General features: G+C 77.2%; 18 protein-coding genes. 15 read left to right on the top strand and 3 right to left on the bottom strand.

Annotated elements, in window-relative coordinates; translation table 11 throughout:
* Positions 1-541: 541 nt before the first annotated feature.
* The gene (locus E9565_RS12955; RefSeq protein ID WP_236835363.1) at positions 542-1,435 is read left to right on the top strand and encodes a M48 family metallopeptidase; all 894 of its coding nucleotides are present in this window, start codon (positions 542-544) and stop codon (positions 1,433-1,435) included.
* 98 nt (positions 1,436-1,533) lie between these two features.
* Positions 1,534-1,893: a single-stranded DNA-binding protein gene (locus E9565_RS12950; RefSeq protein WP_236827269.1), complete on the top strand. Its 360-nt coding sequence runs from the start codon at positions 1,534-1,536 to the stop codon at positions 1,891-1,893.
* 16 nt (positions 1,894-1,909) lie between these two features.
* Here the strand turns inward: E9565_RS12950 and E9565_RS12945 are convergent, their stop codons facing one another.
* Complete coding sequence (locus E9565_RS12945; RefSeq protein WP_236827274.1) at positions 1,910-3,205, bottom strand: DUF1015 domain-containing protein; 1,296 nt, start codon at positions 3,203-3,205, stop codon at positions 1,910-1,912.
* Between the two features lie 103 nt (positions 3,206-3,308).
* On the opposite strand from E9565_RS12945, the gene E9565_RS12940 reads away from it, so the two are divergent.
* A complete protein-coding gene (locus tag E9565_RS12940; RefSeq protein ID WP_236835361.1) occupies positions 3,309-3,734 on the top strand; it encodes a tetratricopeptide repeat protein in 426 nt (141 codons plus the stop codon).
* The gene (locus tag E9565_RS12935) at positions 3,731-4,852 is read left to right on the top strand and encodes an HAD-IIA family hydrolase (protein WP_236835359.1); all 1,122 of its coding nucleotides are present in this window, start codon (positions 3,731-3,733) and stop codon (positions 4,850-4,852) included. Before E9565_RS12940 ends, E9565_RS12935 begins: the two co-directional genes overlap by 4 nt.
* Before the next feature lie 11 nt (positions 4,853-4,863).
* On the opposite strand, the gene E9565_RS12930 is transcribed toward E9565_RS12935, so the two are convergent.
* Positions 4,864-5,181: an SCP2 sterol-binding domain-containing protein gene (locus tag E9565_RS12930; protein WP_236827266.1), complete on the bottom strand. Its 318-nt coding sequence runs from the start codon at positions 5,179-5,181 to the stop codon at positions 4,864-4,866.
* 191 nt (positions 5,182-5,372) lie between these two features.
* Here E9565_RS12930 and E9565_RS12925 point away from each other — a divergent pair, with 191 nt between their 5' ends.
* The 5 genes from E9565_RS12925 (at position 5,373) to E9565_RS12905 (ending at position 10,018) form a co-directional block, all read left to right on the top strand.
* The gene (locus E9565_RS12925) at positions 5,373-5,630 is read left to right on the top strand and encodes a hypothetical protein (RefSeq protein ID WP_236835357.1); all 258 of its coding nucleotides are present in this window, start codon (positions 5,373-5,375) and stop codon (positions 5,628-5,630) included.
* Positions 5,630-6,427, top strand: coding sequence for a TlyA family RNA methyltransferase (locus E9565_RS12920; RefSeq protein WP_236827264.1), 798 nt, complete (start codon positions 5,630-5,632; stop codon positions 6,425-6,427). The genes E9565_RS12925 and E9565_RS12920 overlap by 1 nt, the downstream gene beginning before the upstream one ends.
* Positions 6,424-7,476, top strand: coding sequence for an NAD kinase (locus E9565_RS12915; RefSeq protein WP_236835355.1), 1,053 nt, complete (start codon positions 6,424-6,426; stop codon positions 7,474-7,476). The genes E9565_RS12920 and E9565_RS12915 overlap by 4 nt, the downstream gene beginning before the upstream one ends.
* The gene (recN, locus tag E9565_RS12910; RefSeq protein ID WP_236835353.1) at positions 7,451-9,223 is read left to right on the top strand and encodes a DNA repair protein RecN; all 1,773 of its coding nucleotides are present in this window, start codon (positions 7,451-7,453) and stop codon (positions 9,221-9,223) included. Before E9565_RS12915 ends, recN begins: the two co-directional genes overlap by 26 nt.
* 75 nt (positions 9,224-9,298) lie before the next feature.
* A complete protein-coding gene (locus E9565_RS12905; protein WP_236827261.1) occupies positions 9,299-10,018 on the top strand; it encodes a methylase in 720 nt (239 codons plus the stop codon).
* Between the two features lie 161 nt (positions 10,019-10,179).
* Here the strand turns inward: E9565_RS12905 and E9565_RS12900 are convergent, their stop codons facing one another.
* Positions 10,180-11,004: a TetR/AcrR family transcriptional regulator gene (locus E9565_RS12900; RefSeq protein ID WP_236835351.1), complete on the bottom strand. Its 825-nt coding sequence runs from the start codon at positions 11,002-11,004 to the stop codon at positions 10,180-10,182.
* A 165-nt stretch (positions 11,005-11,169) separates the two neighbouring features.
* Between E9565_RS12900 and steA the strand changes: the two genes are divergently transcribed.
* From steA to E9565_RS12870, 6 genes are read left to right on the top strand one after another with little or no spacing between them, the layout of a single operon-like run.
* On the top strand, positions 11,170-12,357 hold the full coding sequence (steA, locus tag E9565_RS12895; protein ID WP_236827259.1) for a putative cytokinetic ring protein SteA: 1,188 nt from the start codon (positions 11,170-11,172) through the stop codon (positions 12,355-12,357).
* Entirely contained in the window at positions 12,354-13,301 is a 948-nt protein-coding gene (locus E9565_RS12890) for a copper transporter (RefSeq protein WP_236835348.1), read from the top strand. Before steA ends, E9565_RS12890 begins: the two co-directional genes overlap by 4 nt.
* The gene (locus E9565_RS12885) at positions 13,298-14,137 is read left to right on the top strand and encodes a hypothetical protein (RefSeq protein ID WP_236835347.1); all 840 of its coding nucleotides are present in this window, start codon (positions 13,298-13,300) and stop codon (positions 14,135-14,137) included. Before E9565_RS12890 ends, E9565_RS12885 begins: the two co-directional genes overlap by 4 nt.
* On the top strand, positions 14,134-15,756 hold the full coding sequence (murJ, locus tag E9565_RS12880; protein WP_236835345.1) for a murein biosynthesis integral membrane protein MurJ: 1,623 nt from the start codon (positions 14,134-14,136) through the stop codon (positions 15,754-15,756). Before E9565_RS12885 ends, murJ begins: the two co-directional genes overlap by 4 nt.
* Positions 15,749-16,897, top strand: a complete 1,149-nt coding sequence (locus tag E9565_RS12875; RefSeq protein WP_236835343.1) for a glycosyltransferase family 4 protein — start codon at positions 15,749-15,751, stop codon at positions 16,895-16,897. The genes murJ and E9565_RS12875 overlap by 8 nt, the downstream gene beginning before the upstream one ends.
* Positions 16,894-19,299: a hypothetical protein gene (locus tag E9565_RS12870; RefSeq protein WP_236835341.1), complete on the top strand. Its 2,406-nt coding sequence runs from the start codon at positions 16,894-16,896 to the stop codon at positions 19,297-19,299. Before E9565_RS12875 ends, E9565_RS12870 begins: the two co-directional genes overlap by 4 nt.
* Positions 19,300-19,311: the final 12 nt, after the last annotated feature.

Here is a 19,311-nt window from a genome sequence, read left to right as displayed (position 1 = left end):
GGACCGTCGCCCGCAGGGTGACCGGCCCCAGCGCTCGGACCGTCCGCAGCGCTCGGACCGCCCGCAGGGTGACCGTCCCCGTGGGGACTGGCAGGACCGCCGCCCGCAGGGTGACCGGCCCCAGCGCTCGGACCGCCCGCAGGGTGACCGTCCCCGTGGGGACTGGCAGGACCGTCGGCCCCAGGGTGACCGGCCGCAGCGCTCGGAGCGCCCGCGCGGCGATCGTCCCCGTGGGGACTGGCAGGACCGTCGCCCGCAGGGTGACCGTCCCCAGCGCTCGCAGGGAGACTGGCGGGAGCGCCGTCCGACGACGAGCCGGCCCACGCAGGATCGGCGCCCGCCCGTCCCCGCCGGACCTGAGGTGCCCGAGTGGGCCGATCCCCGAGACCTCGATCCCTCGATTCGCGCGGCCCTCCGCGGCCTCGATCCGCGCAACTCCGCCAAGGTCGCAGGGCACCTCGTCGTAGCCGGGACCTTGGTCGACGAGGATCCGGAGACCGCCCTCGCGCATGCCCGCGCGGCCCGCGACCGGGCTTCCCGGTTGGCCGTCGTGCGGGAGGCCGTGGGCGTCGCGGCCTATCACGCGGGCGACTACGCCGAGGCGGCACGTGAGATCCGCGCCTACCGCCGCATGAGCGGCGACCAGGGGTACCGGGCGGTGCTCGCGGACTGCGAGCGTGCGCTCGGGCGCCCGGAGGTCGCCATCCGCCTGGTGAACGAGGCGCTCGCTGACGTCGCTGACGAGGAGGAGACGGTCGAGCTCCGCCTGGTCGAGGCCGGCGCCCGCCAGGATCTCGGTGAAGGCGCGGCAGCCCGGCTCGTCCTCGAGCGGGCACTCGGCGGTCGGCCGGACCCCTCGAGGTTGGGTCCGGACGACCCAGGGCAGCTGCGGCTGGCCGCGGCCTACGCCGAGCTGCTGCGCACCCAGGGCGAGGACGAGCGCGCCACGCAGTGGCTCGAGGTCCTGGCGGCGATCGATCCCGAGCTGGTCGGCGAGGACCCGGGTATCGAGTTCAGCGAGGTCGACGAGACGGCTGCGCCCGGTGATGAGCTCGCCGACGTGCCGCAGGGCGATGTGTCCGACGACGAGGTCGCCGGTGGAGCGCTGTCCGACGACGATGTGCCGCTGGGCGACGTGTCCGACGACGAGGTCGCCGGCGGAGCGTCGTCCGACGACCGGATACCCGAAGACCAGGTCTCCGGGGGAGCACCACCCGTAGTCCAGTTCAGCGATGCCGAGCTGGGCGAGGAGGAGTTGCCCGATGCGGGTTTATCGGCACACGCGCTCACCGGTGGTGCTGGGGAGCGCACCCGCGCGATGACCTTCGCCGAGGAGGTCGAGGCGGAGGTCGCAGAACTTCTCGGTGAGACCGATGACGAGGCGTCGTCCCCAGCCGACCCATCTCGGTCGACGCGGGACGAGCCGGAGGCCTGACCCCCACCCGGTCGTCCGGCCCGTCCACACCCGGGAGGCGCGTCCACAGATCGGCGCAGCCGGTCCTCGCACGCCCCTCCAGCGCGCAGGCTGCAGGCATGACCGTGGCTGTGATCGATCGCAACGACGTGGTGCTGCGGGGGCGTTTGTCCGCCCCCGCAGAACTGCGCACCCTCCCGAGCGGCGACACGCTGGTGAGCTTCCGGCTGGTGGTGCGCAGGCCCGGGCCCACCGTGCGCGGCCGATCGGTGGACGTCCTCACCTGCATCACGTACGAGCGGGGTCTGCAGCGGCGCGTCGCCGCCTGGCAACCGGGTGACGTCGTCGAGGTGGAGGGCGCGCTGCAGCGGCGCTTCTGGCGCACCGGCTCGGGCACCGCGTCCGTCTGCGAGGTCAACTGCCGGCGCGGGCGCAAGATCCCACGGTCAGCTGCGCGCGTGGCAGGCGAGACGGCGTGAAGCGGCGCCCCGCCGTTCAGTCCGCGAGGGGGCGCAGCACGAGGCCCGTGCGCGGCTTGGGCACGAAGAGCGTCGACTTCCGCGGCATGCGGGCTCCTGCCCGCGCGACCGCAGCCACGTCGGTGGGCGAGGGTGCGCGCAGCAGCACGGCGACGCCCGCGCGCTCGACAGCGGTCGTCAAGGCCTCCTCGAGTCGGTGCGCGATGACGACGGCGTCCACGGTGTCCGGTCGCGCCCACAGCACCTGCAGCAGCCCGTGGTGGGCGAGGACCACGTCGAGGTCGCGCCAGGCAGGTGGCGCCTCGGTGGGGACGGCGGCGCGGACCTCCGGAGCGGCTGCCGTGAGGCGGACCAGGCGGGCGCCGTCGCTCAGCAGCAGGCCCCGCTCGGCCGGGTCGGCCAACCACGAGCGTGCCGCGGCGACCACCGAGGCCGGGTCCGCACCGTCGACCGGCACCTCCGCCGTGACGAAACCCTGGGCGGCCGCAGCCACCGCGGCGCCGAAGGGGAGTCCGGGCACCACGCGGTGGATCGGGTCGACCCGGAGACCGCCCGGCCCCATGGGGGTGACCAGGGCGAGCACGGCGTCGGACCCGGCACCACCCCGGGTGCCGGCGTTGGCGCGCGCCGCGGCGAAGCGGTGGTGCCCGTCAGCGATCACCGCTCGGGTGCGCGACAGCGCTCGGGTCGCGGCCTCCAGCGTCGCCGCGTCGTCGACCCGCCAGAGCCGGTGCAGGACGCCGTCGCCGTCGCGCAGCTCCATCGTGGGCGTCGACCGCCGCACCCGCCCGCTCACCTCGGCCACCTCCGGCTCGGGGTCGTGGGCGAGCACGATCGGCTCCAGGTCCGTGCCGGTCGCGGCCAGCAGCGCGCGCCGTCCCTCGACCGCCGCGGGGTAGGTGTCCTCGTGCGGGAGGACCGCGGCCGAGCCGGCCGGGGGGAGGGCCACCGCACCCAGCCACCCCACGGTGGCCGGGGCACCGTCGGCCGGCTGCAGCTCGTAGAGCCAGAGGGCCTGGACCGGGTCGCGCACGAGCACGCCCGCGGCGAGCCAGGACCGGAGCGTGGTGGCAGCGAGCGCGGCGGAGGCACCGGCGGTCTGCGGCTGCCCGTCGACCTGGGGGAGGATCAGGCGGACGATGTTGTGCGGGTCGGCGTCGGCCAGCCGAGCGCGGCCGGCGGGCGTCACGAGGTCGTAGGCTGGCGAGCTGACGCGGGCCAGGTGCCCGGGATCCCGGTCCCGGTAGGTGAGCGCCCGGAACGGCCGGACCTCAAGTCCCGGTTCCGGACCGGGTGGCGTATCAGGTCCCACCGACGACGAGAGCACGACGGAGATCGTAGGAGCGCCGCCTGCGGTGGTTCCTCCCGGACCGGCGGACGGCGGGACCCGGCAGCGGTCGAGGAAGGGGGCGGGAGTGCCGGCAGCAAGTGCACCGGAGGGCCGCAGCGGCGACCGCGAGGCCCCCGCCGGTGGCGTGTACGACTGGTACCACCGCGGCCTCGCGCTGCTCGCCGACCGGCACCCCGACGCCGCTGCGACGCTCCTGGCCCGCGCCGCGGAGGCCGAACCGGGGTCGCGCAGCGTCCGGGAGGCGCTGGCCCGGGCCCAGTACGACGCCCACCGCTACCCCGAGGCGATCGAGAGCTTCACCCGGCTCACCGCCTCCGACCCGGCCGACGACTACGCCCGCTTCGGCCTCGGGCTGGCCGCCAGCCGCGCCGGGGACCTCACCCTGGCGGCCGAGCAGCTGGCGCTGGCCGTCGCCATGCGCCCCGACCTGGCGCACTACGCCCGGGCGCTGCGCGAGGTCCGGGCCCGGCGGAAGCGAGGCTCCGCATGACCGGCCACATCGACGGCCCGACCCCGCCTGCGTTGGCCGGGGGCTGCCTCCAGCCCCCGACGCAGCGGTACGACGTCGCCCTGCTCGACCTCGACGGGGTCGTCTACGTCGGCCCGGACGCCGTGCCCGGCGTCCCCGCGGCGCTGGCCCGGGCACGCGCCGACGGGATGCGGCTGGGGTTCGTCACGAACAACGCCGCCCGCACGCCCGAGCAGGTGGCCACGCACCTGACGGAGCTGCAGGTGCCGGCCGGGCCCGGTGACGTCATCACCAGCTCCCAGGCGGCGGCGACCGTGGTGGCGGAGCTGCTCGGTGCCGGGGCGCGCGTCCTCCCCGTCGGCGGTCCGGGCGTCGCCGCCGCGCTGGAGGCGGCCGGCCTCACGGTGGTCACCGGCGCGGAGGACCGACCGGACGCGGTCGTCCAGGGCTACGGGCGCGAGGTCGGCTGGGCGCAGCTGGCCGAGGCCGTCGTCGCCGTCCGGAACGGCGCCCGGCACGTCGCGACCAACACCGACGCCACGATCCCCTCGCCGCGCGGCCCGCTGCCGGGCAACGGCGCGATGGTGGGGGTGGTGCGGCAGGTCACCGGGCGGGAGCCGCTGGTCACGGGGAAGCCCGACCCGGCGATGCACGCGGAGTGCGTGCGCCGCACCGGTGCGGCGCACCCCCTGGTCGTGGGGGATCGGCTGGACACCGACATCGAGGGCGCGCGGCGGGCCGGCGCGGCCAGCCTGCTGGTCCTCTCCGGGGTGACCGACCCGGCGACGCTCCTCGCCGCCGGACCGGAGCACCGGCCCGACCTGCTCGCCGCCGACGCCTCCGGTCTCCTGCACCCGCACCCGCCCGTCACCGCCGAGGGCCGGACGTGGCGGTGCGGCGGCTGGACGGTCCGGCAGGCGGAGGGCGGCGACGTGCTGGAGCTCTGCGGACCCGACACCGAGACGGCGAGCGGCGCGAGGGCGGGCTCGGACGACGGCCTGGACGGGCTGCGCGCCCTCTGCGTCGCCCACTGGGCCGCCCACCCCGGCGGCACGGTGCCGGCGCGCGTGCTGGCGGACGGGGCGACCGCGACCGCGCGGGCGCGGGCCTGGCACCTGCCGTCGGGCGGCCCGCGCTGACCCGCCGGGACTCAGAGCAGCTTGCGCAGGCGCAGCAGGTCCCGCAGGCCCGCCTCGAGCTTGATCCGCCCGCTGGCCCACGCCGAGCCGAACGACAGCCGGCCATCGGTGAGGGCGACCAGGTCATCGCTCGTCATCGTCAGCCGGATGTCGGCCCTCGGCACGCCCGGACCGTCGGGGACGGGGTGCAGGTCCCGCACCGACCCCGAGCTCAGCCGGCCGAGGACCACCTGCTCCAGATCGGTCAGCCGGCAGGAGAGGCTGCGGTCGAGCCCGGCCGCCGCGGGGTTGGCGGCGAGGTCGCCGAGGACGCCCGAGAGGGCGGTCATGCACTGGTCCATCGTGGCCACGCGGAGAGGTCTCCCCTGAGATCGGCGGTGGATGCGGTGGCCCGACGCTATCGCGCTGGTCCGTCCGGCCCGTCGGCGTCGTGCCAGGCCGGTAACCTCCGCAACGGACGCCGGCGCGTCCCCGAGGGCCCGTCCCGGCCCGCCCGACCCGCTCCCCCGAGAGGTGCTCCGTGACCGAGCCGACCGCACCGCGACCGGTGCCCGGGCCCTACCGCCCGGGGTCCGCGCCGGTCGCAGTCCCCGGGGCGCCGCCGGCCGGCCCGCGGCCGGAGGACCCCTCGTCGGCGGCGGGCGGGAGCCCGTCGCCCGTCGGTGGCGCTGGCCGGCTGGACGGCCTCGACGAGCTGCCCGTGTCCGAGCACGTCGCCCTCTTCGAGGCCGAGCACGCGCGCCTGCAGGGCGAGCTCGGCACGATCGACCCGCGCTGATGGCCCGTCGCAGCCGGCTCGACGCCGAGCTCGTGCGCCGCGGCCTGGCCCGGTCGCGGGAGCACGCGGTGAGCCTCATCGCCGAGGGCCGGGTCGCCGTCGCCGGGCAGGCCGCCACCAAGCCGGCCACCGGCGTCGAGGCGGGCACCCCGGTGGTGGTCCGCACCGATCCGGAGGAGCCGTCGTGGGTGTCCCGCGGCGCGCACAAGCTGCTCGGCGCCCTCGAGGCCTTCCCGGTCGCCGTCGACGGGCGGCGGGCGCTGGACGCCGGCGCGTCCACCGGAGGCTTCACCGAGGTCCTGCTGCGGCGAGGGGCGGCCGAGGTGGTCGCCGTCGACGTCGGGTACGGAGAGCTGGCCTGGTCGCTGCGCACCGACGACCGGGTGCACGTGCACGAGCGCACGAACGTCCGCACGCTGACCCCCGAGGCGATCGGCGGCCCGGTCGGCCTCGTCGTCGCCGACCTCTCCTTCATCTCGCTGCGGCTGGTGCTGCCGGCGCTCACCGCCTGCGCCCTGCCCGGTGCCGACCTCCTGCCGATGGTGAAGCCGCAGTTCGAGGTGGGCCGGGAGCGGCTCGGCGCGGGCGGCGTGGTGCGCGACCCCGAGCACCGGGTGCAGGCGGTGCTGGAGGTGGGCCGGGCGGCGCACGCGCTGGGCTGGGGCACCGCCGGCGTCGTGGCCAGCCCGCTGCCGGGCCCGGCCGGGAACGTGGAGTTCTTCCTGTGGCTGCGGTCCGATGCCGGGCCGATCGAGGAGGACGCCGTCCGTCGAGCAGTCCAGGAGGGACCGCAGTGACCGAGCCGAGCACGGCAGCACCCGACCAGCAGGGGACCCGCCGGGTCCTCCTCACGGTGCACACCGGGCGGCAGGACATCGTCGAGCTGGCCCGCACCTCCGCGGCGCGGCTGCTGCGCGGCGGGATCGTGGTCAGGGTCCTCGAGGACGAGGCGCCGGACCTGGAGATCCCCGGTGCGGAGGTGGTGGCCTGCGACGAGGGCGCGGCGCGGGACGCCGAGATCGTCATGGTCTTCGGTGGCGACGGCACCTTCCTGCGCGCCGCCGAGCTGGCCCGCTACACCGACGCGGCGCTGATGGGCGTCAACCTGGGCCGCGTCGGCTTCCTCGCCGAGACCGAGCCCGAGGCGGTCGAGGAGACCCTCACCGCCATCGAGGACTGCGAGTACTCGGTCGAGGAACGGCTCGCCATCCGGGTGGACGTCGTCGACGCCGGAGGAGCCGTCGTCGGGGGCACGTGGGCGCTCAACGAGGTCTCGGTGGAGAAGGCCGAGCGCTCCCGGGTGCTCGACGTCGTCATCGCGATCGACGGGCGGCCGCTGACCAGCTTCGGCTGCGACGGGGTGCTCTGCGCGACGCCCACCGGGTCCACCGCCTACGCCTTCTCCGCCGGCGGGCCGGTCGTCTGGCCCGACGTGGAGGCCCTGCTGCTGGTGCCCAGCAACGCCCACGCCCTGTTCGCCCGCCCCCTGGTGACCTCGCCGAACTCCGTGGTCACGGTCGCGGTGCCCGCCGACGGCAACCAGGCCCGGGTGTCCGCCGACGGGCGCCGCAGCGTCGACGTCCCCGACGGCGGCCGTGTCGAGGTGCGGCGCGCCAGCCGGCCGGTGCGGATCGCCCGCGTGCACGCCTCGACGTTCGGCGACCGGCTGGTGGCGAAGTTCGGCCTCCCCGTCCGCGGGTTCCGCGACGCGCGGCACGCCGGCCCCGGGCACGAGCTGTTCACCAGCCGCAACGTGCTCACCCGCGAGGTGGTCTCCGTCGACGACCCCGCCCAGGCGACCCCGGCGCAGGAGGTGAGCGGTGGCAGCACGCACGACGACGCCTGAACGGGCTCCCGTGACGGCGACGGGCCGGCTCTCGGAGCTGCGGATCCGGGGGCTCGGCGCCATCGACGACGTCACCCTCGAGCTCGGCCGCGGCCTGACGGTGGTGACGGGGGAGACCGGCGCCGGCAAGACCATGGTGGTGACCGGGCTGACCCTGCTCTTCGGCGGGCGGGCCGACCCCGGCCGGGTCCGGGCCAGCGGCCGCGCCGGGGTGGAGGGACGGCTGGAGCTGCCCCCGGAGTCGCCTGCCTGGGCGCGGGCGGCCGACGCCGGCGCCGACCCCGACGACGACGGCAGCCTCATCCTCGCCCGCACCGTCAGCGCCGAGGGGCGGTCGCGCGCCTACCTGGGCGGGCGCAGCGTCCCGGTGGGGGTCGTGGCGGAGCTCGCCGAGAGCCTGCTCGCGGTGCACGGGCAGACCGACCAGCTGCGGCTCTCCCGCCCCGCCGAGCAGCGTCGTGCGCTCGACCGGTACGCCGGCGCCGAGCACCTCGCGCTGCTGGAGCGCTACCGCGCCGCCCACCAGCGGTGGCGGGAGCTGGCCGCCGACCTGGACCGCCGGCGGGGGCAGGCGCGGGAGCTGGCGCAGGCGGCCGACGTGCTGCGGCACGGGCTGGAGGAGATCGCCGACGTCGCCCCCGAGCCGGGCGAGGACGAGGCCCTGGACACCCAGGCCAAGCGGCTCGGCGACGCCGACGCGCTGCGCGCCGCGGCCGACGAGGCGCGCATGGCCCTGGTCGGCGACGTGACCGGTGACCTGGGCGCCGGCGAGGTGCCGCAGGACGCCGCCGCGGCGCTGGCCATCGCCGAGCGCGCCCTGGCCGGCTCCGACGACCCGACGCTGGTGATGCTCGCCCAGGACCTCGCGGACGCCGTCGCCGTGGTCTCCGACGTCGCCGGGCAGCTCGCCGGCTACGTGGCCGACCTCGACGCCGACCCGGCCCGCCTCGCCGAGGTGCTCGACCGCCGGGCCGCCCTGACGGCGCTGGTGCGCAAGTACGCCGACCCCGGTGCCGGCGTGGGCGGCGTCCTGGCCTGGGCGGAGGACGCCGCGCACCGGCTGGCCCAGCTCGACGTCTCCGACGAGGCGCTCGAGGCCCTGGCCGCCGAGCGGGATGCCGTGCGCGCGGAGGTCGACCGGCTCGGGAGCGAGATCTCGGCGGGCCGGCGCGCGGCCGCCGATGGCTTCGCCGCGGAGGTCGGCAGCGAGCTGGCCGGGCTGGCGATGAAGAGCGCCCAGGTCTCCTTCAGCATCGACAGCCACCCCGACGACCCCGGGCCCGAGGGCATCGACGAGGTGGCGCTGCTGCTGGCCGCGCACCCGGGGGCGCCGCCGCGGCCGGTGCACAAGGGGGCCTCCGGCGGTGAGCTCTCCCGCGTCATGCTCGCGATCGAGGTCGTCTTCGCCGGCGCCGACCCGGTGCCGGTCATGGTCTTCGACGAGGTCGACGCCGGTGTCGGCGGCCAGGCCGCGGGGGAGATCGGGCGGCGGCTGGCCCGGCTGGCCCGCGACCACCAGGTCGTCGTCGTCACGCACCTGGCCCAGGTCGCCGCCTTCGCCGACACCCACCTCGTCGTCGACAAGGCGCCGGACACCGGCGCCGGCGTCACCGCCACCGACATCCGCTCGGTCGACGGCGAGGACCGCGTGCGGGAACTGGCCCGCATGCTCTCCGGGCTCGCCGACAGCGACACCGGTCAGGCGCACGCCCGGGAGCTGCTCGCCGTGGCCGCCTCCGCCCGCTGACCCGGTGTCCACCGATCCGGGGACGTGCTCCTCCCGGTGCGGGTGAACGCAGGAGTGCCGGGGTAGGGGCCGCCGGTGACCTGCTTCTCCTCGACCGACGAGTCCGCGCACTACGGCTTCTCGGTGTGCATGCTGCTCAGCCAGTACCGCGATCAGCTCGGATGGGCCGAGGAGGGTGTCGACGAACTGGGGACCGGTGACGCCACGGCCATCTCCGACGTCGTCCGCTCGCTGCCCGACCTGCGGGTCCGCAGCTACGACATCAGCGCGCCCTCGGTGGACCAGGCCCGCGCCAACATCGCCGCCCGCGGCGTCGCCGACCGGTACACCGTCGAGCTGGGCGACTTCTTCGACCAGGCCGACTCCGCGGGGGGCCGGCCGGCCCGCACGGTGATCAGCAACCCGCCGTACATCCCCGCCCCCGACCGCGACATCCTGATGCCGGAGCTGTGGGGCGGCGTGCGCGGCAACGACCTGGTGCTGCAGCTGCTCAAGGTGGGCTACACCGACGTGATCACCGCGGTGGCCAGCTACTCCGACCCCGAGGCGACGGTGCGCACGGCCGAGGAGCTCGGCTACCGGGTGGTCAACTTCCTGGCGATGGGGCTGGACTTCGGCCCCTACAGCAGCCAGCCCAAGGTCCGCGACCACATCCGCCGGCTGTGCGCCGACGGGCACGGCTGGGCAGGGGAGGACGGGTACATGGTCGCCATCGCGCTGTTCACCCGGGATCCAGAGCTCCCCGGCGACCGCGCCGACCAGCTGCTGGGTTCACTGCAGATCACTCCGTCCTGACGTCGGGGCCCGGAGGGTCCCCGAGGAGGTGCGGGGAGCCGCCCTGCGTGGCCGCGGGACGAGTGGGGGCCCGGAGGGTCCCCCGAGGAACGCCGGGGAACGGCTCAGCACGACGGGGGTCCGGCACCTGGCCGCGGTCGCCGTCCGGAGGACGACAAGAGCTAGCGTCGCTTGGCGTAGCCGGCGAGGCCGAACTGCAGGAGGGCCAGGCCGCGCCGGCCCTGGTGGCGGAGCTCGGCCGACAGCTCCGGGCCGCTCACCCCGTCGAGGACCCGGTCGCGCGCGAGCTCCAGCAGCGAGGCGTACAGCCCCAGCACGGCGTGCGCGGCCAGCCACGGCTCGAGCTGGCCCGGCCGCGCCGCCGTCTCCTCGGCGATCAGGTCGGCCAGCGAGGTGGTGAGCTCACCCAGGATCTCCCGCTCCCGCACCTGCAGCGTCCGGCTGCCGCGGATCACCCGTGCCATGCGGGCCACCCCGTCGGCGGCCTCGGGCGTGCCGAGCAGGCTCATCGCGGCGACGACGAAGCTCCCGGCGGCCGCCGCCACCGACTCGCCGGCCGGACGGCGGCGCACCGCGGCCAGCAGGGCGGCGCGCATGGGCGGGTCGGCGTCGAAGACCAGCCCCTCCTTGACCGGGAAGTGGTTGAAGACCGTCTTCTCCACCACACCGGCGCGCTGCGCGATCTCCACGACGCTGACCGCGTCGAACCCGCGCGCGTCGAACAGCTCCGTGGCGGCGTCGACGATGCGGGCGCGCGTCTCCTGCCTGCGGTGCTCGCGGATGCCCTGTCCCCGCGGCCTGCGGCGGCCGCGCGGGGGGTCCCCGGCGTCCGCCCCGGGCGTCCGGCCGGGTGGGGCAGCCGGCGGTGCGACCGGCTCGGGCGCGGGCACGGCACGGATCACCGCCGCCCCGGCGGGCGAGGGCGCGTCCTCCTCGACCTGCGGGAGGGAGGCTGCGGTCGTCAGGGCTCCGGCCACTCCAGTCACACGGGCAACGCTAGTCACGACTCGGTAACGGTTCCGCGAAGGCGGTCGACGCGGCGCGCCCGGCGTGTCGCGCCGAGGTGGTGTCGGACACGCTGCGTGACCAGGGCGTTGCCGAGGCGCGTCGGAGGGCGGGCCCGCCCGCCGAGCGTGGCAGCATGCGATGTCATGCGCATCGGCACCGTCCGCCGCGGCCGGGCACAGGACGCAGGTCCCGGCACCGCCGGCACCGTCCGCCTGGACCGGCGCACCAAGAACCTGACGAAGCGGCTGCGCCCCGGCGACATCGCCGTCATCGACCACGTCGACATCGACCGCGTGAGCGCCGACGCCCTGGTGGGTTGCAGGGTCGCCGCCGTCGTCAACGCCGCCCCCAGCATCTCCGGCCGCTACCCGAACCTCGGCCCGGAGATCCTGATCAACGCCGGCATCCCCCTGCTCGACGACGTCGGCAAGGACGTCTTCGCGAAGGTCAAGGAGGGCGCCGAGGTCCGTCTCGAGGGTGGTCGCCTGCTCGACGCCGAGGGTGCGGTGCTCGCCGAGGGCACGGAGCACGACGCCGGCACCGTCGCCGCCGCGATGGCCGATGCGCGGGCCGGCCTCTCCGTGCAGCTGGAGGCCTTCGCCGCCAACACCATGGAGTACATGAAGCGGGAGCGCGCGCTCCTGCTCGACGGTGTCGGCGTCCCGGACGTGGCGACGAAGATCGAGGGCCGGCACGTGCTCGTGGTCGTGCGCGGCTACGACTACAAGGAGGACCTGCACGCCCTCCGCTCCTACATCCGCGACTACCGCCCGGTCCTCATCGGCGTGGACGGCGGCGCCGACGCGCTGGTCGAGGCGGGCTACTCACCGGACATGATCATCGGCGACATGGACTCGGTGAGCGACGACGTGCTGCGCTCGGGTGCCGAGGTGGTCGTGCACGCCTACGCCGACGGCCGCGCGCCCGGGCTGGCCCGCGTGCAGGACCTCGGGGTCGACGCCATCACCTTCCCCGCGGCCGCCACCAGCGAGGACATCGCGATGCTCCTGGCCGACGAGAAGGGCGCCACCCTCATCGTCGCCGTCGGGACGCACGCCACGCTCGTGGAGTTCCTCGACAAGGGGCGCGGGGGCATGGCCTCGACGTTCCTCACCCGCCTGCGGCTGGGCGGGAAGCTGGTCGACGCCAAGGGCGTCAGCCGGCTCTACCGCAGCCGCATCTCGACCACCGCGCTCGTGGTCCTGGTGATCGCCGCCCTCGTCGCGATCGGGTCGGCCCTGGCCCTGTCCGCGGCCGGGCGCGTGTACCTGGAACTGCTGCTCGACCAATGGAACAGCTTCGTGTTCTGGCTGGAGAACCTCTTCGCGTGATCGACTTCCGTTACCACCTGGTCTCCCTGATCGCGGTCTTCCTCGCGGTCGCGCTGGGCATCGTCATCGGGACGACGGCGCTCAACGAGCCGATCCTCGCCGACATCGAGAACCAGGTGGCGGCGCTGCAGCAGGACAAGCGGGACCTCGAGGACCGCACCCGGGAGCTCGAGGCCCAGCTGGACACCTCGCAGGAGTTCGAGGAGGCCGTCGGTCCGGCGCTGGTCGCGGGCACCCTCACCGACCGCAGCGTCCTGCTGGTCCTGACCGACGAGGGCGTCGCGCCCGAGACGGTGGAGGAGGTGACCGCGCTCATCGGCGAGGCCGGTGGCTCGGTCAGCGGCGTCCTGCGGCTCCAGCCGGCCTACACCGACCCGGCCAGCGCGGCGGCGCTGCAGAGCTACGTGGCCGGGCCAGGCCTGCCTGCGGGCCTGCAGCTGCCCGAGAGCGGCGATTCCGGCGTCCTCGTGGCGAGCCTGCTGTCCCAGGTGCTCATGGTCCCCGAGGGCGGCCCCGTGCCCGACGACACGGCGGTCTCGTCGGTGCTGGCCGGCCTCGCCTCCCTGGAGGTCCTCGCCGCCGAATCGGCCTCCGTCTCCCCGGCGGACCACGCCGTCGTCCTCAACGGCAGCCCGTTCGAGGGCCCGGACGCCGAGCAGCGCAACGCGGCGCTGGTGGCCCTGGCCACCGCGCTCGACGCCCAGGGCCGCGGCGCGGTCGTCGCCGGTACGGCGGCGTCCGCCCGCCCCGAGGGGCTGGTGGGTGCCCTGCGCGCCGACCCCGCGCTCGCCGCCGTCGTCTCCACGGTGGACAACGTGGGCACCGAGGTGGGCCGCATCAGCACCGTCCTCGCGCTGGGGCAGGAGTCGCAGGGCACCTCGGGCGTGTACGGGACCGCCGAGGGGGCGCAGCCGATCCCGCCGGTGCCCGCGGCGCCGCAGTGACGGCGCGGCGGACGGCGGTCCTCGCGCTCGCCGGCGCCGGCGCGGCCCGCGCCGCGCTGGTGGTCGCCGATGCGCTGTCGGGACGCACGGCCGGCGCGCCGTGGCGGCGGACGAACTACGCGGGCCGGCCGGTGACCCTCCTCGGCGGGCCGGCGCTCGCGGTGGCGGCGACGGCGTCCGCCGCGCTCGGTGCCCCGCCCGGCACGCGGGCCGCCGCGGTCGTGGTCGGCGCCGTGTCCGGCCTGGTCGGCGGGTACGACGACCTCGCCGGCGCCCGGCCCGAGCAGGCCCGCGACAAGGGGCTCGCCGGCCACCTGCGCGCGCTGCGGGAGGGCCGGGTGTCCGCCGGTGCGGTCAAGGTCGCCGGCATCGGCGCCGCTGCCGCCACGGCCGCCCTGCTCACCCGGGGGAGCGGTCGCGGGGCCGGTGCCCTCGTCGACGGCGTCCTCACCACGGGGCTGGTGGCCGGGACGGCGAACCTGCTCAACCTGCTCGACCTGCGGCCGGGGCGCGCGGCCAAGGCGGGCGTGCTCGCCGCCGCCGCGGGCCTCGGCGGGCCCGCCGGGGGGCTGGCCGCCGGACCCCTCGGCGCCACCCTCGCCGTGCTGCCCGCGGACCTGGGCGAGCGGGTCATGCTCGGCGACAGCGGGGCCAACGCCCTCGGCGCGCTGCTGGGGCTGCGGCTGGCCGCCGTCGGCCCGCGCGGGGCCCGGGCCGGTGTGCTCGCGGTGGTCACCGGCCTCACCCTCGCCAGCGAGCGGGTCAGCTTCACCCGCGTCATCGAGGCCACGCCGGGCCTGCGCGAACTGGACCGCCTCGGCCGCCGCCCCTCGTGACCGGGCGGCAGGTGGCCCGCGGCGTGGCCGGTGCCGCCGCGCTCATCGCGGTCCTCACCGTGCTGGCCCGGCTGGCCGGGTTCGGGCGCACGCTCGTCTTCACCAACACGGTCGGGCCCGGCAGCACCGGCGACACCTACCTGGCGGCCAACAACGTCCCGAACATCGTCTTCGAGGTGGTGGCCGGTGGCGCGCTGGCCAGCCTCGTCGTCCCCATGCTCGCCGGCGGCATCGCCGCCGGGGACCGCGAGCAGGTGCGGCGCACCGCCTCGGCCCTGCTCGGCTGGACCCTGCTGCTGCTCGTGCCGCTGGCGGTGCTCCTCGCGCTCTTGGCCGAGCCCATCGCGCGGCTCCTGCTCGGCGGCGAGGACCCCGAGCAGGTGGCGCTCGCCGCCCGCTTCCTGCTGGTGTTCGCCCCGCAGGTCGTCCTGTACGGCATCGGGATCGTCCTCACCGGCGTGCTCCAGGCGCACCGGCGCTTCGCCGGCCCGGCGCTGGCACCGCTGCTGTCCAGCGTCGTCGTCGCGGCGGCCTACCTGGTGTTCGCGGCCATCGGCGGCGGGCAGGAGGTCGCCGCGCTGTCCACCCCTGCCGAGCTCGTGCTCGGGGTGGGGACGACGCTCGGCGTGGCGGCGCTCAGCCTGAGCCTGCTCCTGCCGTTGCGGGGGCTGCGGCTGGGGCTGCGCCCGTCGCTGCGCTTCCCCGTCGGCGCCGCCCCCCGCGTCCGCCGGCTCGCCCTCGCCGGCGTCCTCACCCTGGCCGGCCAGCAGCTGGTGGCCGCGGTCGCCATCCGGCTGGCCAACAGCGGGGCGCCGGACGGGACCCAGGTGGTCTACGTCGCCGCCCTGACCGTGTTCCTCCTGCCGTGGGCGGCGCTGGCGGTGCCGCTGGCCACCTCGGCCTACCCGGGTCTGGCCGAGCGCGCCGAGTCCGGTGACGAGACCGGCTACCGGCGGGCGCTCGCACCGGTCGTCGTGCTCGTCGTCGCGGCCTCCGCCGTCGCCACCGCCGCGCTGGTCGCCGCGGCCGGCCCGGTGGCCCGGGTCTTCTTCGCCGGCGGCACCGACCGGGAGGTGGCCGCGCTGCGGGACGCGGTCGTGGCCTTCGCGCCCGGCCTGCTCGGCTACGCCCTGGTCGCCGTCCTCACCCGCGCGCTCTACGCCCGGGGGCTGTGGAAGGCGCCGACCGCCTGCGTGCTCGGTGGCTGGCTGCTCGCCGTCGCCGCCGACGTCGTCCTGGCCGCCGTGCTGCCCCCGGCGGACCGGGCGGCGGCGCTGGCCCTCGGCCACACGCTGGGGGTGACCGTCGCCGGGGCGGGGCTGCTGGTGGTCGTGCTGCGGGTGGCCGGACGCCCGGCCCTGCACGGGCTCTCCCGCAGCGGCCCCGCCGCGGTGCTGGCGGCGGCCCTGGCCGGCGGCGCCGGGCTGTGGCTGGCCCGTGCGCTGGGCGCGGACCCGGTGCCCGGCGGCCTGCTCGCCGCGCTCGGCGCCGGCGTCGTCGTCGGGGGCGTCGTGCTGGTCGTGGCGCTGGCCGTCATGATGGGGACGGCCCGCGCGCAACTGGTGGGGGCGCTCCGGGAGTTGCGGTCGACGGGCGAGCAGGAGGTGCGCAGTGGCTGAGCCGCTCCTGCGGGGCCGCTGCGTCACCGAGGTGCTGGCCACCAGCACCGGCGGGGTGGGCACCCACGTCCGCTCGCTGGTCGCGCCGCTGCGGGCCGCCGGCGCCGACGTGGCGGTCTGCGGACCCGCCGCCACCGACGCGCTGTTCGGCTTCAGCGGCCGCGGCGCCCGGTTCACCCCCGTGGAGATCTCCGCCGGGCTGGCCCCGGCCGCGGACGCGCGCGCCGTGCAGGCGCTCCGCCGCGCGCTGGCCGGCAGCCACCTCGTGCACGCCCACGGCCTGCGAGCCGGGCTGGTCGCCGCGGTCGCGCGCCGGCTGGCCGGCGGCCGGGTGCCGCTGGTGCTCACCCTGCACAACGCCCTCCCCGAGGGCGGCGGGCTGCGGCGCCGGGTGCTGGAACGCGCGGAGCGGGCCACCGTGCGGGCCGCCGACGTGGTGCTCGCCGCCTCGGCCGACCTCGCCGCGAACGCCCGCCGGCTGGGTGCCCGCGACGTGCGGGTGGCACCGGTCTCGGCGCCACCGCTGCCCCCGGCCACGCGCACGCCCGCCGAGGTCCGGGCCGGCCTCGGGCTCGACGACGACCGCGCGCTGGTCGTCGCCGTGGGCCGCCTGCACCCGCAGAAGGGCTACGACGTCCTGCTCGACGCGGTGGCCCGCTGGTCGGCCGACCAGCGGGTGCGCCCGGTGCCCTCGGTCGTCATCGCCGGTGACGGGCCGCTGCAGGGCGAGCTGGCCCGGCGCATCCGCGCCGAGTCGCTGCCGGTCACCCTGCTGGGCCGCCGCGACGACGTCGCCGACCTGCTGGGCGCCGCGGACGTGTGCGTGCTGCCCTCGCGCTGGGAGGCGCGGTCGCTCACCGCGCAGGAGGCGCTCCGGGCCGGCGTGCCCCTGGTGGCGACCCGCACCGGCGGGTTGCCGGAGCTGCTGGGCGACGCCGCCGAGCTCGTCCCGGTGGGCGACGCCGTCGCGCTGGCCGAGGCCGTGGTTCGGGTGCTCTGCGACAGCGCGCACGCCGCCGAGCTCGCCGCGGCCGGGCTGCGGCAGGCCGCCGGCTGGCCCGACGAGGCGGGCACGGCCGCGCAGCTGGCCGGCATCTACCGGGAGCTGCTCGGGACGGCGCCGGCCCGGCCGGGGCCGTGAGCGGGCCGGCCGCGCGGTGGACGCGCCGCGCAGCGGCGCTGGGAGCCCTGGTCGCGCTGCTGCTCGTCGGGCTGCCGGGCACGGCTGCCGCGGCGGCCGGCGCGGAGGGCTACGCCGCCGACCGCGTCGTCGTCGTGGGCGTGCCCGGGCTCACGTGGGCCGATGTGGACCCCGCGGCGACCCCGCAGCTGTGGTCGCTCGCGGGGGAGTCGGCGATCGGGGCGACCTCGGTGCGCGCCGCCCGGTCCACCACCTGCGTCCTGGACGGCTGGGCGACGCTCGGTGCGGGGAACCGGGCGCGGTTCCCCGGCACCGACGAGGGGTTGCCCCCCGTGCCGCTGCCCACGCTGCCCGACCCCGAGGCCCCCGGTGCGGAGGAGGAGGCCGCCCCCGACGGCGAGGCGCCCGAGGGACCCCGGATGGACACCTCCCTCACCCGCTGCGGGCTGCAGGAGCGGGTCGCCGAGGTCGCCCTGGGTGACCCGCAGGCGACCGTCGCCCGGATCGCCGAGGACGAGGGCACCGTCCGCTTCGGCGCGGAGCCCGGCGCTCTCGGCGCGGCCGTCGGCTGCGCCACCGTGTCCGGCCGGGCCGCCGCCCTCGCGGTCGCCGCCGACGGGGTCCCCCTGACCACCGTCCCCACCCTGCCCGCCGAGCCCGCCGAGCTGGCCGGGCTGCTGACCGGCTGCCCGCTGACCCTGGTCTCCCTCGACCGGCTCGCGGACGCGGGCGCCCCCGGCGCCGAGCCCACCGACGACGGCACCCGGCCGCAACCCCGTGCCGCCGCGCTCACCCGGATCGACGACGTGCTGGGCCGCCTGCGGGCCGCCCTGGACACGCTCCCCGGGGAGACCCTCCTGCTGCTGGCCGGCATCTCGGAGGTCAACGACGGCCGGCCGCAGCTGCACGTCGGCATGGCCGCGGGTCCGGGGTTCGACGTCGGCTGGCTGACCTCGGCGAGCACGGGCCGGGTGCCCTTCGTGCAGCTCATCGACGTCGCCCCGACGGTGCTGCGCGCCCTGGGCCTGGACCCGCCGGCGTCGATGAACGGCCAGCCGTGGCGGAGCACGGGGGAGCGGCCGCCGCTGGCGCAGGCGGTGGACGAGCTCGAGCTGGTCAACGTCGCCGCCACCACCCACCACCGCAACACCGGCGTCTTCTTCTGGACCTTCGTCGTCGTCGGGGCGACCGTCGTCGGGCTGGGCGTGCTGGTGGTCGGCAGCGGCCGCCGCGGCGCCCGGCCGGGCACCTGGCCGCCTGCGCGGCGGGCGCTGCGCCTGCTCTGCCTGGCCGCCGCCGGGCTGCCCGTGGCCACCTACCTGGCGGGCGCGGTCCCCTGGGAGCGGGCCGACGCGCCGCTGGCCGCGCTGCTCACCGCGGTGGTCGTCGCCGATGTGGCCGTGCTGGCGGTCGCCGCCCTCGGCCCCTGGCGCCGGCGCCGGCTCGGCCCCGCGCTGGCGGTGCTCGCGATCACCCTGCTCACCCTCGTCGGCGACGTGCTCAGCGGCTCGCCGCTGGAGCTGAACGGGCCGCTGGGCTACGACGCGGTCGTCGCCGGGCGGTTCACCGGCTACGGCAACCTCACCTTCGGGCTGCTGTCGGTGAGCGCCCTGACCGTCACCGCAGCGGTGGCCGCCGCCGTCGGCCGCCGGTCGCCGGAGGGGCGGGCGCGCCGCCGCACGGCCGCCGTCGTGCTGGCCGCCGGGCTGCTCACCGTCGCCGTCATCGGCGCCCCGCCGCTGGGCCGCGACTTCGGGGGCGTCCTGGCCGCGCTCCCGGGCTTCCTGCTGCTGGCGATGCTGCTCGCGCGCGTGCGGGTCACCGCCGTCCGGCTCGGCGCGATCCTCGCCGCGGCGGTGGTCGCCGTCAGCTCGGTCGCGGTGCTGGACTGGCTGCGCGCCCCCACCGACCGCACCCACCTGGGCAGGTTCGTCGAGCAGGTGCTCACCGGCGAGGCGTGGACCGTCATCAGCCGGAAGGCGCAGGCCAACATCGGCATCCTCCTGGGCAGCCCGCTGGCCTGGATGCTGCCGGTCGCGCTCGTCGCCGCCGTCTGGCTGCTGCGGCCCGGCGGCCCGCTGCGCAGCGTGCCGCCCGGCCCGGGGCGCGCACCGCGGGGCCCGGCCGGCCTGCCGCTCGCGGACGCCGCCGTGCTGCGCGCCGCGCTCCTGGCGGTCGCGCTGAGCCTGACGATCGGGGCGCTGGTCAACGACTCCGGCGTCGCCCTGCCGGCGACCGCGGCCGCCCTGCTGGTGCCGCTGCTGGTGTGGCTGGCCGCCGGCCCGGAGCCCGGTCCCACCGGGCCGGGGGAGTCCGTGGGTGGCGCTCCGCACTCCGGCCGGGCGGCGGGCCCCGACCGTGTTACGGTCGTCTCCCGTGGATCGACCGTCGGGAACACGTGATCACTCGGGTGG

The sequence above is a fragment of the Blastococcus sp. KM273129 genome, from assembly GCF_021698995.1.
In the GTDB taxonomy this organism is placed as follows: domain Bacteria; phylum Actinomycetota; class Actinomycetes; order Mycobacteriales; family Geodermatophilaceae; genus Blastococcus.
Note: the sequence above shows the minus strand (reverse complement) of the source record. Positions and strands in the feature narration are given on the sequence as shown.